Source organism: Nonomuraea sp. NPDC049624 (assembly GCF_040675255.1).
Taxonomy (GTDB): Bacteria; Actinomycetota; Actinomycetes; order Streptosporangiales; family Streptosporangiaceae; genus Nonomuraea.
In genome coordinates, this window is the sequence record NZ_JBFAOR010000002.1 from 1136983 (window position 1) to 1151445 (window position 14463).

Sequence of the window (14463 nt, forward strand, 5' to 3'; positions counted from 1 at the left end):
CCACGAGGCGCGGTATATCCGAGAAGAGCCTTACTTGGCCTTCTCGAGGATCTCCACGACCCTCCACCGCTTGGTGGCGGAGAGGGGGCGGGTCTCCATGAGCAGCACGCGGTCGCCGACGCCGCAGGCGTTGGCCTCGTCGTGTGCCTTGTACTTGGTCGTACGGCGGATGACCTTGCCGTACAGACGGTGCTTGACGCGGTCCTCGACGGCGACGACGACGGTCTTGTCCATCTTGTCGCTGACGACCAGGCCCTCACGGACCTTGCGGAAGTTCCGCGCGTCGTTAGCCTCGGTGGTTTCGGTGGTCTCGGTCTCAGCCATCGCTCGACTCCTTCTCGACCGTGACGATGCCGAGCTCACGCTCGCGCATCACGGTGTAGATACGGGCGATCTCGCGGCGGACGGCGCGCAGCCGCCCGTGGCTCTCCAACTGACCGGTCGCTGCCTGGAAGCGGAGGTTGAACAGCTCCTCCTTGGCTTCCTTGAGCTTCTGGACCAGGGTGTCCTGGTCCTCCACTCGCAGCTCGCCGGCGGTCAGGCCCTTAGCCATCACGCCTCACCCACTTCACGCTTAACGATCTTGCACTTCATCGGCAGCTTGTGGATCGCCCTGGTGAGCGCCTCACGAGCGACCGACTCCGCCACGCCGGACAGCTCGAACATCACGCGTCCGGGCTTGACGTTGGCGATCCACCACTCCGGCGAGCCCTTACCGGAACCCATGCGGGTCTCGGCCGGCTTCTTGGTGAGCGGACGGTCGGGGTAGATGTTGATCCACACCTTGCCGCCACGGCGGATGTGACGGGTCATGGCGATACGAGCGGACTCGATCTGGCGGTTGGTCACGTAGGAGTGCTCAACAGCCTGAATGCCGAACTCGCCGAACACGACCCTGGTGCCGCCCTTGGCGGCTCCGCTGCGGTCAGGCCGGTGCTGCTTGCGGTGCTTGACCCTGCGCGGGATCAGCATGGTCAGCTCCCTTCAGCACCCGGCTGCGCAGCCGGGCCGGTCTCGGGGGCAGCGCCCGCGGGCGCGGCCGATTCGGTACGGGGGGCGCGGTCGCCACGGCCGCCGCCACGACGCGGACGGTCACCGCCGCCACGACGCGGACGGTCGCCGCCGCCACCACGACGGTCGTCACGCTCGCGACGCTGACCGGCACGAGCGCCGGCGGCAGCCGCCTCACGCTCGGCGCGGCTGGTCGGAGCCTCGCCCTTGTAGATCCAGACCTTCACGCCGATGCGGCCGAAGGTGGTACGGGCCTCGTAGAAGCCGTAGTCGATGTCCGCGCGGAGGGTGTGCAGCGGCACGCGACCCTCACGGTAGAACTCCGACCGCGACATCTCGGCGCCGCCCAGACGACCGGCGCACTGGACACGGATGCCCTTGGCGCCGGACTTCATGGCCGACTGCATCGCCTTGCGCATGGCGCGGCGGAACGAGACACGGCTGGACAGCTGCTCGGCGACACCCTGAGCGACGAGCTGAGCGTCGATCTCCGGGTTCTTGACCTCGAGGATGTTGAGCTGGACCTGCTTCTTGGTCAGCTTCTCGAGGTCGCCGCGGATACGGTCCGCCTCGGCGCCGCGGCGGCCGATCACGATGCCCGGACGCGCGGTGTGGATGTCCACCTGCACACGGTCCGTGGTGCGCTCGATCTCGACCTTGGAGATGCCGGCCCGCTCCATGCCCTTCTGCAGCATGCGGCGGATCGCCACGTCCTCGGCGACGTACGACTTGTACAGCTTGTCGGCGTACCACCGGCTCTTGAAGTCGGTCGTGATGCCGAGGCGGAACCCGTGCGGGTTAACCTTCTGGCCCACTATCGGGTCCTTCCCTTCGGCTCGCGGGATTCCACGATCACGGTGATGTGGCTCGTCCGCTTGTTGATCCGATAGGCGCGACCCTGTGCACGCGGGCGGAACCGCTTCAGCGTCGGGCCCTCGTCGACCCAGGCGCGGCTCACGACGAGCGTGCTGGGGTCGAGGTTGAAGTTGTGCTCGGCGTTCGCCATGGCGCTGCTGAGCACCTTGTAGATCGGCTCGCTCGCCGACTGGGGAGCGAACTGCAGCACGGCCTGCGCCTCCGAAGCGGGCAGCCCGCGAATAAGGTCCACCACGCGGCGGGCCTTGAGGGGCGTGACACGGACGAACCGCGCCTGAGCCCTGGCTTCCATCGCTTACTCCTCTAAATGCTTCTGAAGGCGTCTATCGCCGGCTGCGCCGGTCTTCCTTGACGTGGCTGCGGAACGTCCGCGTGGGGGCGAACTCTCCGAGCTTGTGGCCGATCATCGACTCGGTGACGAACACCGGGACGTGCTTGCGGCCGTCGTGCACGGCGATCGTGTGCCCGAGCATGTCGGGAACGATCATGGAGCGCCGCGACCACGTCTTGATGACGTTCTTGGTGCCCTTCTCGTTCTGGGCGTCCACCTTCTTCTGAAGGTGGTCGTCCACGAAGGGACCCTTCTTAAGGCTACGTGGCATTTCGGCTGCTCCTACCGCTTCTTCCTCTTGCTCCGACGACGGATGATCAGCCGGTCGCTGGACTTGTTGGCCTGGCGGGTGCGGCCCTCGGGCTTGCCCTTGGGGTTCACCGGGTGGCGACCGCCGGACGTCTTGCCCTCACCACCACCGTGCGGGTGGTCAACGGGGTTCATGGCGACACCGCGGACGGTCGGGCGCTTGCCCTTCCACCGCATACGGCCGGCCTTGCCCCAGTTGATGTTGGCCTGCTCGGCGTTGCCGACCTGGCCGACCGACGCCCGGCAGCGCACGTCGACCATGCGCATTTCACCGGACGGCATACGCAGGGTGGCGTACTGGCCTTCCTTGGCGAGCAGCTGGATCTGGGCGCCCGCGGAACGACCGAGCTTCGCGCCGCCGCCCGGACGGAGCTCCACCGCGTGGATGAAGGTACCGGTCGGGATGTTGCGCAGCGGCAGGCAGTTGCCCGGCTTGATGTCGGCAGCGGGGCCGTTCTCGATTCGGTCGCCCTGCTTGAGGCCGGTCGGCGCGATGATGTAGCGCTTCTCGCCGTCGGCGTAGTGGAGCAGAGCGATGTTGGCGGTGCGGTTGGGGTCGTACTCGATGTGAGCGACCTTCGCCGGGATGCCGTCCTTGTCATGCCTACGGAAGTCGATGATCCGGTAGGCGCGCTTGTGTCCGCCGCCCTGGTGGCGCGCGGTCACCCGGCCGTGTACGTTCCGGCCGCCCTTGCTGTGAAGGGGCGCAAGCAGCGACTTCTCGGGAGTGCTGCGGGTGATCTCGGAGAAGTCCGAGACACTCGACCCGCGGCGACCCGGAGTCGTCGGCTTGTACTTACGGATGCCCATCTTTTTCGTTCATCCTTCGTCGGTTACATGGGCGAGCCCGCCGCACCGAAATGCGACGGTCTCGTCCCTCGCAGACCTTTCGGTCCGCTTCCTATCTATGGCGCTGCTAGCCGATCTGACCGAAGATGTCGATCCGATCGCCCTCGACCAGGCTCACGATGGCGCGCTTGGTGTCGGGACGCTTGCCGAAACCGGTACGGGTGCGCTTGCGCTTGCCCGTCCGGTTGATGGTGTTCACGCTGGTGACCTTGACCCCGAAGATCTGCTCAACGGCGATCTTGACCTGGGTCTTGTTCGCGGTCTTCTTCACCAGGAACGTGTACTTGTTGTTCTCATCGATCAGGCCGTAGCTCTTCTCAGAGACGACCGGCTTGATGATGATGTCGCGCGGGTCGGCGATCTTCTCCATCAGGCGTCTTCCTTCCCGCCCTGGCTCAGCCGCGCGACGACCTGGTCGTACGCCTCCTGGGTGAAGACCACGTCGTCGTGCACGAGCACGTCGTAGGTGTTGAGCTGCCCGGCGTCCAGCAGGTGGACCTCGGGAGCGTTACGCAGGCTCATCCAGGTCAGCTCGTCGGCCTCGTCGACGACGACGAGCACGCGGGGAGCCTGAGTGATCTTGCGCAGGGCCTCCAGGGCAGCCTTGGTCTTGGGGGTCTCCCCCGTCACCAGCGTGCTGACCACGTGGACGCGACCGCCACCGGCCCTGTCGGACAGGGCGCCGCGCAGCGCGGCGGCCTTCATCTTCTTGGGCGTGCGCTGCGAGTAGTCACGCGGCACGGGCCCGTGGACGGTGCCACCGCCGGTGAACTGCGGCGCGCGGGTCGAGCCCTGACGGGCGCGGCCGGTGCCCTTCTGGCGGTACGGCTTCTTGCCGCCACCGCTGACCTCGCCACGGGTCTTGGCCTTGTGGGTGCCCTGCCGGCGAGCGGCGAGCTGGGCCACGACCACCTGGTGGATCAGCGGAACGTTGACCGTCGTGCCGAAGACGTCTTCGGGCAGTTCGACGGTGCCGGCCTTGGCGCCGCTGGCGTCGAGGACGTCAATAGTGGTGCTCACTTGGCAGCCCCCTTCTTGGCAGCGGTGCGGACGAGGACCAGGCTGCCGTTCGCGCCGGGGATCGCACCCTTGATCAGGATGAGACCGTTCTCGGCGTCGACGGAGTGAACCTTGAGGCTCTGCACAGTGGTGCGGACGTTACCCATCCGACCGGCCATGCGCAGGCCCTTGAATACGCGGCCCGGGGTGGCGCAGCCACCGATGGAACCCGGCGAGCGGTGCTTGCGCTGCGTACCGTGCGACGCGCCCAGACCACCGAAGCCGTGCCGCTTCATGACACCGGCGAAGCCCTTGCCCTTGCTCTTGCCCGTCACGTCGACGAACTGGCCGGCCTCGAAGGTGTCGGCCAGCAGCTCCTGGCCCAGGGTGTAGTCGCTCGCGTCGTCGGTGCGGATCTCCGCGAAGTAACGGCGCGGGGTGATGTCGTGCTTACGCAGGTAGTCGCCGAGCGGCTTGTTGACCTTCCGGGGGTCGACCTGCCCGAAGCCGAGCTGAACGGCGGAGTAGCCGTCCTTCTCTGCGGTGCGGACCCGGGTCACCACGCACGGACCGGCCTCGACCACGGTCACCGGAACCATCCGGTTGTCCGCGTCGAAGACCTGGGTCATGCCGAGCTTCTTGCCCAGGACGCCCTTGATCGTCTTAGCCATGTCAGTGCGTTCCCTCAGAGCTTGATCGAAATGTCGACACCCGCGGGGAGGTCGAGCCGCATGAGCGAGTCAACCGTCTTGGGGGTCGGGTCGATGATGTCAATCAGCCGCTTGTGCGTGCGCATCTCGAAGTGCTCGCGGCTGTCCTTGTACTTGTGCGGCGAGCGGATGACGCAGTACACGTTCTTCTCGGTCGGCAGCGGCACCGGGCCCGCGACCTTCGCGCCAGTCCGCGTCACCGTCTCGACGATCTTCTTGGCCGAGCTGTCGATGACCTCGTGGTCATAGGCCTTAAGCCGGATGCGGATCTTCTGTCCCGCCATAGTGGCCTCGGTGTCCTTCGCTGTCGTCTGAAAAAGTATCGTGCGGCCTTGTGCCGCTGTGTTGGTGCAGGTCTGACCCTGCGTGACCCCACGAGACAGACACTGTTGATCTGTCTTTTCTTCCGTGATCCGGCAGTTACTTCGGTCACTATGGCCGAAGCGACTGCTGGATCACGGCGCTTTACGCGAGGCCCTTGACGCGGTACGGCGGTCGGCCCTGAATGTGGGGCCGACCGCCGCCCCGACGGTCGAGCTACTTGATGATCTTCACGACCCGGCCGGCGCCGACGGTGCGGCCACCCTCACGGATCGCGAACTTGAGGCCTTCCTCCATGGCGATGGGCTGGATCAGCTCAACGCGCATCTCGGTGTTGTCGCCCGGCATGACCATCTCGGTGCCCTCGGGGAGGTTCACAACACCGGTCACGTCAGTCGTACGGAAGTAGAACTGCGGGCGGTAGTTGTTGAAGAACGGCGTGTGGCGGCCGCCCTCGTCCTTGGACAGGATGTAGACCTGGCCGGTGAACTCGGTGTGCGGGGTCGTCGTGCCCGGCTTGATGATGCACTGGCCGCGCTCGACATCGTCGCGCTTGATGCCGCGGAGCAGCAGGGCGGCGTTGTCGCCGGCGTGACCCTCGTCGAGCATCTTGTTGAACATCTCGATGCTGGTGACGGTGGTCGTCGTCTTCTCCGGCTTGATGCCGATGATGTCGACCTGCTCGTTGACCTTGACGATGCCGCGCTCGATACGACCGGTGACGACGGTGCCGCGACCGGTGATCGAGAAGACGTCCTCGACGGGCATGAGGAACGGCTTCTCCGTGTCACGGGGAGGCTCGGGGACGTTCTCGTCCACCGCGTTCATCAGCTCGATGATGCTGTCGGCCCACTTCTCGTCACCCTCGAGAGCCTTGAGGGCGGAGACGCGGACGACGGGCAGGTCGTCGCCGGGGAACTCCTGCGCGGACAGGAGCTCACGGACCTCCAGCTCGACGAGCTCGAGGATCTCCTCGTCGTCGACCATGTCGGCCTTGTTCAGCGCCACGACGATGTAGGGGACGCCGACCTGGCGGGCCAGGAGGACGTGCTCCTTCGTCTGCGGCATCGGGCCGTCGGTGGCGGCGACCACGAGGATGGCGCCGTCCATCTGAGCGGCACCGGTGATCATGTTCTTCACGTAGTCGGCGTGACCGGGGCAGTCAACGTGAGCGTAGTGACGCTTCTCGGTCTGGTACTCGACGTGCGCGATGGAGATCGTAATACCGCGAGCCTTCTCCTCGGGCGCCTTGTCGATCTTGTCGAACGGGGTCGCCTTGTTGAGCTCGGGGAAACGGTCGTGAAGCACCTTGGTGATCGCCGCGGTCAGCGTGGTCTTGCCGTGGTCGATGTGTCCAATGGTGCCGATGTTCATGTGCGGCTTAGTCCGCTCGAACTTGGCCTTGCCCACTGGTTCTCTCCTTGAGAATCTGACTGACTTGTCTACACACTCGGGCCCGGGAGATCCCAGACCCCTAGGCGGCGGGGTGGCTCGCACCACCCCGCCAGGGACCGGGAAGTTATTCGCCCCGGGCCTTCGCGACGATCTCCTTGGCGATGCCCGGGGGCACCTCCGCGTAGGAGTCGAACTGCATGCTGTAGCTCGCGCGCCCCTGCGTCTTGCTACGCAGGTCACCCACGTAGCCGAACATCTCAGACAGCGGCACGAGCGCCTGGACGACACGGGCGCCGGCCCGCTCGTCCATCGCCTGGATCTGCCCGCGGCGACCGTTGAGGTCACCGATGACGTCACCCATGTAGTCCTCGGGCGTGGTGACCTCGACGGCCATCATCGGCTCGAGAAGAACGGCGTCCGCCTTGCGCGCGGCCTCCTTGAAGGCCATCGAGCCGGCGATCTTGAACGCCATTTCCGAGGAGTCGACGTCGTGGGCGGCACCGTCGGTCAGCGTAACCTTCACGCCCACCATCGGGTAACCGGCCAGCACGCCGAACTCCGCGGCCTCCTGGGCGCCGGCGTCGACCGAGGGGATGTACTCCCTCGGGACGCGGCCACCGGAGACCTTGTTCTGGAACTCGTAACCGTCGTTGCCCTCGCCCAGCGGCTCCAGGTCGATGATCACCCGCGCGAACTGACCGGAACCACCGGTCTGCTTCTTGTGGGTGTAGTCGACCTTCTCCACCTTGCGGCGGATGGTCTCGCGGTAGGCCACCTGCGGGCGGCCCACGTTGGCCTCGACCTTGAACTCGCGGCGCATACGGTCGACGAGGATCTCCAGGTGAAGCTCGCCCATGCCCCAGATGACCGTCTGGCCGGTCTCCTCGTCACGACGGACCTGGAAGGACGGGTCCTCCTCGGCCAGCCGCTGGATGGCGGTGGACAGCTTCTCCTGGTCGCCCTTGGTCTTGGGCTCGATGGCGACGTTGATGACCGGAGCCGGGAACGTCATCGACTCGAGCACGACCGGGTTGGCCGGGTCGGCAAGGGTGTCGCCGGTCGTGGTGTCCTTCAGACCCATGACGGCGACGATCTGACCGGCGATCGCCTGCGGGCGCTCTTCGCGCTTGTTGGCGTGCATCTGGTAGATCTTGCCGATCCGCTCCTTCTTGCCCTTCACCGAGTTCACGACCTGTGAACCGGTGTCGAGGGTGCCGGAGTAGATGCGGATGTAGGTGAGCTTGCCCAGGTGCGGGTCGCTGGCGATCTTGAAGGCCAGCGCGGAGAACGGCTCGGCCGGGTCCGCGTGACGCTCGATCACCTTCTCCTCGTTGCCGACCGCGTAACCCTTGAACGCCGGGATGTCGGTCGGGGCGGGGAGGTAGGCGACGATCGCGTCGAGCAGGGGCTGAACGCCCTTGTTCTTGAACGCGGTGCCGCACAGCACCGGGTTGATGGCGCTGCTCAGCGTGGCGCGGCGGATGGCCGCGATCAGCTGCTCCTCGGTGGGCTCGGTGCCCTCCAGGAAGAGCTCCATCAGCTCGTCGTCGTTCTCGGCGACCGTCTCGATGAGGCGGTCACGCCACTCGCGGGCGGCGTCGGCGTGGTCGGCCGGGATGTCGACGGTGTCGTACATCTCGCCCTTGGCCGCGTCGGCGCTCCAGATGAGCCCCTTCATCTTGATGAGGTCGATGACGCCCTTGAAGTCGGCCTCGACACCCCACGGAAGCTGGATCACAGCGGGGGTCGCGCCCAGGCGGCTGACCATCATCTCGACGCAGCGGTGGAACTCCGCGCCGACACGGTCCATCTTGTTCACGAAGCAGATGCGCGGGACCTCGTACCGGTCAGCCTGCCGCCACACCGTCTCCGACTGCGGCTCGACACCGGCGACACCGTCGAACACGGCGACGGCACCGTCGAGGACGCGGAGCGAGCGCTCCACTTCGATGGTGAAGTCGACGTGACCCGGAGTGTCGATGATGTTGATGGTGTGACCGATCCACTCACAGGTCGTCGCGGCAGACGTGATCGTGATGCCGCGCTCCTGCTCCTGCTCCATCCAGTCCATGGTGGCAGCGCCCTCATGGACTTCACCGATCTTGTAGTTGATGCCGGTGTAGAACAGGATGCGCTCGGTCGTGGTGGTCTTGCCCGCGTCGATGTGGGCCATGATCCCGATGTTGCGGACCTTGGCCAGGTCAAGAGCGGTCGTAGCGGCCACTTTAACTCGCGTCCTCGTCGTCTCGTCGAACCCGCCGGGTTACCAGCGGTAGTGGGCGAAGGCCTTGTTGGACTCGGCCATCTTGTGGGTGTCCTCGCGCTTCTTGACACTCGCCCCGAGGCCGTTGCTGGCGTCGAGGAGCTCGTTCATGAGGCGCTCGGTCATGGTCTTCTCGCGGCGGGCGCGGGAGTACTGCACCAGCCAGCGCAGGGCCAGGGTGGTGCTGCGCGCGGCGCGCACCTCGACCGGCACCTGGTACGTCGCGCCACCGACACGGCGGCTGCGGACCTCGAGGGTGGGCTTGACGTTGTCAAGCGCGCGCTTGAGGGTGACGACCGGGTCGTTGCCCGTCTTCTCCCTGCAGCCTTCGAGGGCGCCGTAGACGATCGACTGCGCGATGGAGCGCTTGCCGTCAAGGAGCACCTTGTTGATCAGGGCGGTCACCAGCGGCGAGCTGTAAACCGGGTCAGACATGAGCTGACGACGGCCAGGAGAACCCTTACGAGGCATTGTTAGCTCTTCTCCTTCTTCGCGCCGTAGCGGCTGCGGGCCTGCTTGCGGTTGCGGACACCCTGGGTGTCGAGCGAACCGCGGATGATCTTGTAGCGAACACCAGGCAGGTCCTTCACACGACCGCCACGCACGAGCACGATGGAGTGCTCCTGCAGGTTGTGGCCCACACCGGGGATGTAAGCCGTGACCTCGATGCCGTTCGTGAGCCGAACGCGGGCCACCTTGCGCAGTGCCGAGTTGGGCTTCTTCGGGGTCGTGGTGTAGACGCGCTGGCACACGCCGCGCCGCTGCGGACTCCCCTTGAGGGCAGGAGTCTTGGTCTTGGAGACCTTGTCCTGCCGGCCCTTGCGGACCAACTGCTGAATAGTGGGCACTGCCACTCCGTTTCGTGCCTTGGCCGGTGTTACGTCATTGGTCTTGCATTTCGCAGGTTCTGCCGGTGTCATGACCTGCTGGTTTTCCTCGTCTCGGTGCCCCCGCGGTCGGGCGTGTCGCGCTATTCGCACGGACACAGCCACGGAGACTGGCGAGCCTGAGAGTCCAGCCGACGCTCTCCCTATGGATATGAGCGCACAGCCGAAAGCCCGCTAGAGACGGGCACGATGCTCAAGACTACCCAGGCCCAGCCGACACGTCAAAACGGCACGGCAACGCCTGTCGGCATCGCCGCTCCGTGCCACCGGGGCCCGTCTCATCCAGCCCATCCGAAGCGCCGCCGCAATGATACCGGCCCCGGGGACCGACGTGTGCCGATTCGCCGGGGAGCCCCGCAACCGGCCCCCAGACCGTCATGCCGCCGGACCGGCCCCCCGGGGCCCGTCCACTCCTACAGGGCGTCAGGGGCCGTCTACGGCAGCGCGTACGGCCGGAAAAGCGCCGCGCCCGGGCCTCTCAGGAGAGAGACCCGGGCGCGGCGCCTGCGAACTGCTAGCGGTTGTACTGACCGAAGTCGTACTCCTCCAGCGGGACGGCCTCGCCGCTGCCCGTGCCGAAGGTGTAGTCGGCCGCGGAGCCGTCGTAACCGCCGACGGTGTACATGGCGGCCTTGGCCTCCTCGGTCGGCTCGACCCGGATGTTGCGGTACTGGGGCATGCCCGTACCGGCCGGGATGAGCTTACCGATGATGACATTCTCCTTCAGGCCCAGCAGCGAGTCGGACTTGGCGTGGATCGCCGCGTCCGTCAGGACCCTGGTCGTCTCCTGGAAGGAGGCCGCCGACAGCCACGACTCGGTGGCCAGCGACGCCTTCGTGATGCCCATGAGCACCGGACGGCCCGCGGCCGGCGAGCCGCTCTCGGCCACCGTCTCACGGTTCATCTGCTCGAAGCGCGGACGCTCCACCAGCTCACCGGGCAGCAGGTCGGTGTCACCGGACTCCAGCACGTTCACGCGCTTGAGCATCTGCCGCACGATGATCTCGATGTGCTTGTCGTGGATCGACACACCCTGCGACCGGTAGACCTGCTGGACCTCGGCCACCAGGTGCAGCTGCACGGCCCGCGGGCCGAGGATGCGCAGCACCTCGTTGGGGTTGACCGCACCGGCGATCAGCTGCTGGCCGACCGTCACGCGCTGACCGTCCTGGACGAGCAGGCGCGAACGCATCGAGACCGGGTAGGCGATCTCCTCCGACCCGTCGTCGGGGGTGATGACGATCTTCCTGGTCTTGTCGGTCTCGTCGATCCTGGCCCGGCCCTCGGCCTCGGAGATCGGGGCGACACCCTTGGGGATGCGCGCCTCGAACAGCTCCGTGACACGGGGCAGACCGTGGGTGATGTCGGCGCCGGCCACACCACCGGTGTGGAACGTACGCATCGTCAGCTGCGTGCCGGGCTCACCGATCGACTGGGCGGCGATGATGCCGACCGCCTCGCCGACGTCCACGAGCTTGCCGGTGGCCAGCGAGCGGCCGTAGCAGGTCGCGCAGACACCGATCTTGGCCTCGCAGACGAGCGCGCTGCGGGTGCGGACGGTCTCGACGCCGGCCTCGACCAGCTTCGTCACGTGGATGTCGTTGATGTCGACACCCGCCGGGACGATGACCTTGCCGTCGACCTCGACGTCCTCGGCCAGGATGCGGCCGTGCACGTTGGACTCGGCGTTCTCCGCCTTGACCAGGTTGCCGGACGCGTCACGCTCGCCGACGTGCAGCGGGACCGCGCGGTCGGTGCCGCAGTCGATCTCACGCACGATGACGTCCTGGGCGACGTCCACCAGACGACGGGTCAGGTAACCCGAGTCGGCGGTACGCAGGGCGGTGTCGGCCAGACCCTTTCGCTGACCGTGGGTGGAGATGAAGTACTCCAGCACCGACAGGCCCTCGCGGAAGGAGGCCTTGATCGGCCGCGGGATCGTCTCGCCCTTGGTGTTGGACACCAGGCCACGGATGCCGGCGATCTGCCGGACCTGCATCTTGTTACCACGGGCGCCCGAGTTGACCATCATCCAGACCGGGTTGGTCGCCGGGAAGGCGTTGACCATGTCGGTCTCGACGTCGGCCGTGGCGTGGGTCCAGATCTCGATGAGCTCCTGGCGGCGCTCCTCGTCGGTGATCAGACCACGCTCGTACTCGCGCTGGACCTTGTCGGCCCGGCGCTCGTAGTTCTCCATGATGTCGGTCTTGTTCGGCGGCGCGACGACGTCCTCGATCGAGATCGTGACGCCGGAGCGGGTCGCCCAGCGGAAGCCCGCGTCCTTGAGCGCGTCGAGCGAGTTGGCGACCTCGACCTTGGGGTAGGAGTCGGCCAGCTCGTTCACGATCGTGGACAGCTGCTTCTTGCCCACCTGGAAGTTGACGAACGGGTAGCTCTCGGGGAGCGTCTGGTTGAACAGGCACCGCCCGAACGTCGTCTCCAGCCGGATCGGGTCACCCTGCTCCCAGCCCTCCGGAGCGACCCAGTCGCGCGGCGGCAGGACGTCCTTGACCCGGATCTGGATCTTCGCCTGGATCTCCAGCTCACGGCGGTCGAAGGCCATCTGCGCCTCGGCGATCGAGCCGAACACGCGGCCCTCGCCGATCGCGCCTTCCTTCTGGGTGGTCAGCCAGTAGAGGCCGATGACCATGTCCTGGGTGGGCATCGTCACGGGCTTGCCGTCGGCCGGCTTGAGGATGTTGTTGGTCGAGAGCATCAGGATGCGTGCCTCGGCCTGGGCCTCAGCCGACAGCGGCAGGTGCACGGCCATCTGGTCGCCGTCGAAGTCCGCGTTGAAGGCGGTGCAGACGAGCGGGTGGATCTGGATGGCCTTGCCCTCGACCAGCTGCGGCTCGAACGCCTGGATGCCCAGACGGTGGAGCGTCGGAGCGCGGTTGAGCAGCACCGGGTGCTCGGTGATGACCTCTTCGAGCACGTCCCACACGACGGGGCGGGCGCGCTCGACCATCCGCTTGGCCGACTTGATGTTCTGCGCGTGGTTGAGGTCCACGAGCCTCTTCATCACGAACGGCTTGAACAGCTCCAGCGCCATCTGCTTGGGCAGACCGCACTGGTGCAGCTTGAGCTGCGGGCCGACGACGATGACCGAACGGCCGGAGTAGTCGACTCGCTTGCCCAGCAGGTTCTGGCGGAACCGGCCCTGCTTGCCCTTCAGCATGTCGCTGAGGGACTTCAGCGGCCGGTTGCCGGGGCCCGTCACCGGGCGACCGCGACGGCCGTTGTCGAACAGCGCGTCGACGGCCTCCTGGAGCATCCGCTTCTCGTTGTTCACGATGATCTCGGGGGCGCCGAGGTCGAGCAGACGCTTGAGGCGGTTGTTCCGGTTGATGACCCGGCGGTACAGGTCGTTGAGGTCGGAGGTCGCGAACCGGCCACCGTCGAGCTGCACCATCGGGCGCAGGTCCGGCGGGATGACCGGGATGCAGTCGAGCACCATGCCGCGCGGCGAGTTGGTGGTGTTCAGGAACGCCGACACGACCTTGAGCCGCTTGAGGGCGCGGGCCTTCTTCTGGCCCTTGCCGCTGCGGATGGTCTCGCGCAGGTTCTCGGCCTCGGCGTCGAGGTCGAAGCTGATCAGGCGGTCCTGGATCGCCTGCGCGCCCATGCCGCCCTTGAAGTAGCGGCCGAAGCGGTCGCGCATCTCGCGGTAGAGCAGCTCGTCGCCCTCGAGGTCCTGGACCTTGAGGTTCTTGAAGCGGCTCCAGACCTCGTCGAGCCGGTCCAGCTCGCGCTGGGCACGGTCGCGGAGCTGGCGCATCTCGCGCTCGGCGCCCTCGCGGACCTTGCGCCGCTGGTCGCCCTTGGCGCCGGCGGCCTCCAGCTCGGCCAGGTCGGACTCGAGCTTCTTCTGCCTGGACTCGACGTCGGCGTCACGGCGCTGCTCGATGTGCTGCCGCTCGACGGAGATCTTCGCCTCCAGCGAGGGCAGGTCACGCTCACGCATGTCGGTGTCGACGTGCGTGATCATGTAGGCCGCGAAGTAGATGACCTTCTCCAGGTCCTTCGGGGCCAGGTCGAGCAGGTAGCCGAGGCGCGACGGCACGCCCTTGAAGTACCAGATGTGCGTGACGGGCGCGGCCAGCTCGATGTGGCCCATCCGCTCACGACGCACCTTGGCCCGGGTCACCTCGACGCCGCAGCGCTCACAGATGATGCCCTTGAACCGGACGCGCTTGTACTTGCCGCAGTAGCACTCCCAGTCGCGGGTCGGACCGAAGATCTTCTCGCAGAAGAGTCCGTCCTTTTCCGGCTTGAGAGTCCGGTAGTTGATGGTCTCGGGCTTCTTGACCTCGCCGTGCGACCACTGACGGATGTCGTCGGCGGTCGCAAGACCGATCCTGAGCTCGTCGAAGAAGTTGACGTCTAGCATTGTGTGCGATCTCCCCCTCAGACTTCTTCCACGCTGCTCGGCTCACGCCGGGACAGATCGATACCGAGTTCCTCCGCCGCGCGGAAGACGTCCTCGTCGGTGTCGCGCATCTCGATGGACAT

At 66.5% G+C, this 14463-nt stretch carries 16 protein-coding genes; all 16 read right to left on the reverse strand.

Annotated features, from left to right (window positions below; genetic code table 11):
• Positions 1 to 30 precede the first annotated feature (30 nt).
• Positions 31 to 324: a 30S ribosomal protein S17 gene (gene rpsQ / locus AB0J76_RS11590; RefSeq protein WP_352327248.1), complete on the reverse strand. Its 294-nt coding sequence runs from the start codon at positions 322 to 324 to the stop codon at positions 31 to 33.
• Positions 317 to 553 carry a 50S ribosomal protein L29 gene (rpmC, locus tag AB0J76_RS11595; RefSeq protein ID WP_026214152.1) on the reverse strand — a complete coding sequence of 79 codons (237 nt, stop codon included), beginning with the start codon at positions 551 to 553 and terminating at the stop codon, positions 317 to 319. Before rpmC ends, rpsQ begins: the two co-directional genes overlap by 8 nt.
• Positions 553 to 972 (reverse strand): 50S ribosomal protein L16, encoded by a 420-nt coding sequence (gene rplP / locus AB0J76_RS11600; RefSeq protein ID WP_125644673.1) that lies wholly within the window; start codon positions 970 to 972, stop codon positions 553 to 555. Before rplP ends, rpmC begins: the two co-directional genes overlap by 1 nt.
• 2 nt (positions 973 to 974) lie before the next feature.
• On the reverse strand, positions 975 to 1826 hold the full coding sequence (rpsC, locus tag AB0J76_RS11605) for a 30S ribosomal protein S3 (RefSeq protein ID WP_352327249.1): 852 nt from the start codon (positions 1824 to 1826) through the stop codon (positions 975 to 977).
• Complete coding sequence (rplV, locus tag AB0J76_RS11610; RefSeq protein WP_080043235.1) at positions 1826 to 2179, reverse strand: 50S ribosomal protein L22; 354 nt, start codon at positions 2177 to 2179, stop codon at positions 1826 to 1828. The genes rpsC and rplV overlap by 1 nt, the downstream gene beginning before the upstream one ends.
• Positions 2180 to 2210: 31 nt before the next feature.
• Entirely contained in the window at positions 2211 to 2489 is a 279-nt protein-coding gene (gene rpsS, locus AB0J76_RS11615) for a 30S ribosomal protein S19 (RefSeq protein ID WP_030451498.1), read from the reverse strand.
• Between the two features lie 11 nt (positions 2490 to 2500).
• Positions 2501 to 3337, reverse strand: a complete 837-nt coding sequence (rplB, locus tag AB0J76_RS11620; protein WP_125644676.1) for a 50S ribosomal protein L2 — start codon at positions 3335 to 3337, stop codon at positions 2501 to 2503.
• Positions 3338 to 3443: 106 nt separating this feature from the next.
• Positions 3444 to 3746 (reverse strand): 50S ribosomal protein L23, encoded by a 303-nt coding sequence (gene rplW, locus AB0J76_RS11625; RefSeq protein WP_352327250.1) that lies wholly within the window; start codon positions 3744 to 3746, stop codon positions 3444 to 3446.
• Complete coding sequence (gene rplD, locus AB0J76_RS11630; protein ID WP_352327251.1) at positions 3746 to 4396, reverse strand: 50S ribosomal protein L4; 651 nt, start codon at positions 4394 to 4396, stop codon at positions 3746 to 3748. Before rplD ends, rplW begins: the two co-directional genes overlap by 1 nt.
• Entirely contained in the window at positions 4393 to 5046 is a 654-nt protein-coding gene (rplC, locus tag AB0J76_RS11635) for a 50S ribosomal protein L3 (protein ID WP_138694761.1), read from the reverse strand. The genes rplD and rplC overlap by 4 nt, the downstream gene beginning before the upstream one ends.
• Before the next feature lie 14 nt (positions 5047 to 5060).
• Positions 5061 to 5369 (reverse strand): 30S ribosomal protein S10, encoded by a 309-nt coding sequence (rpsJ, locus tag AB0J76_RS11640; RefSeq protein ID WP_012887830.1) that lies wholly within the window; start codon positions 5367 to 5369, stop codon positions 5061 to 5063.
• Positions 5370 to 5622: 253 nt separating this feature from the next.
• Positions 5623 to 6816, reverse strand: a complete 1194-nt coding sequence (gene tuf, locus AB0J76_RS11645) for an elongation factor Tu (protein WP_352327252.1) — start codon at positions 6814 to 6816, stop codon at positions 5623 to 5625.
• A 109-nt stretch (positions 6817 to 6925) separates the two neighbouring features.
• Positions 6926 to 9025, reverse strand: coding sequence for an elongation factor G (gene fusA / locus AB0J76_RS11650; protein WP_352327253.1), 2100 nt, complete (start codon positions 9023 to 9025; stop codon positions 6926 to 6928).
• 39 nt (positions 9026 to 9064) lie between these two features.
• On the reverse strand, positions 9065 to 9535 hold the full coding sequence (rpsG, locus tag AB0J76_RS11655; RefSeq protein WP_043623423.1) for a 30S ribosomal protein S7: 471 nt from the start codon (positions 9533 to 9535) through the stop codon (positions 9065 to 9067).
• Positions 9536 to 9537: 2 nt separating this feature from the next.
• On the reverse strand, positions 9538 to 9912 hold the full coding sequence (rpsL, locus tag AB0J76_RS11660; protein WP_020542315.1) for a 30S ribosomal protein S12: 375 nt from the start codon (positions 9910 to 9912) through the stop codon (positions 9538 to 9540).
• Positions 9913 to 10465: 553 nt separating this feature from the next.
• On the reverse strand, positions 10466 to 14341 hold the full coding sequence (locus AB0J76_RS11665; RefSeq protein WP_352330499.1) for a DNA-directed RNA polymerase subunit beta': 3876 nt from the start codon (positions 14339 to 14341) through the stop codon (positions 10466 to 10468).
• Positions 14342 to 14463: the final 122 nt, after the last annotated feature.

Excerpts from the sequence above, each read along its gene's own strand:
- rplW (WP_352327250.1), bottom strand. The coding sequence starts at position 3,746 with ATGGAGAAGATCGCCGACCCGCGCGACATCATCATCAAGCCGGTCGTC.
- rpsS (WP_030451498.1), bottom strand. The coding sequence starts at position 2,489 with ATGCCACGTAGCCTTAAGAAGGGTCCCTTCGTGGACGACCACCTTCAG.
- rpsJ (WP_012887830.1), bottom strand. The coding sequence starts at position 5,369 with ATGGCGGGACAGAAGATCCGCATCCGGCTTAAGGCCTATGACCACGAG.
- rpsG (WP_043623423.1), bottom strand. The coding sequence starts at position 9,535 with ATGCCTCGTAAGGGTTCTCCTGGCCGTCGTCAGCTCATGTCTGACCCG.
- rpsQ (WP_352327248.1), bottom strand. The coding sequence starts at position 324 with ATGGCTGAGACCGAGACCACCGAAACCACCGAGGCTAACGACGCGCGG.
- rpmC (WP_026214152.1), bottom strand. The coding sequence starts at position 553 with ATGGCTAAGGGCCTGACCGCCGGCGAGCTGCGAGTGGAGGACCAGGAC.
- rplP (WP_125644673.1), bottom strand. The coding sequence starts at position 972 with ATGCTGATCCCGCGCAGGGTCAAGCACCGCAAGCAGCACCGGCCTGAC.
- AB0J76_RS11665 (WP_352330499.1), bottom strand. The coding sequence starts at position 14,341 with ATGCTAGACGTCAACTTCTTCGACGAGCTCAGGATCGGTCTTGCGACC.
- rplB (WP_125644676.1), bottom strand. The coding sequence starts at position 3,337 with ATGGGCATCCGTAAGTACAAGCCGACGACTCCGGGTCGCCGCGGGTCG.
- rplC (WP_138694761.1), bottom strand. The coding sequence starts at position 5,046 with ATGGCTAAGACGATCAAGGGCGTCCTGGGCAAGAAGCTCGGCATGACC.
- rplV (WP_080043235.1), bottom strand. The coding sequence starts at position 2,179 with ATGGAAGCCAGGGCTCAGGCGCGGTTCGTCCGTGTCACGCCCCTCAAG.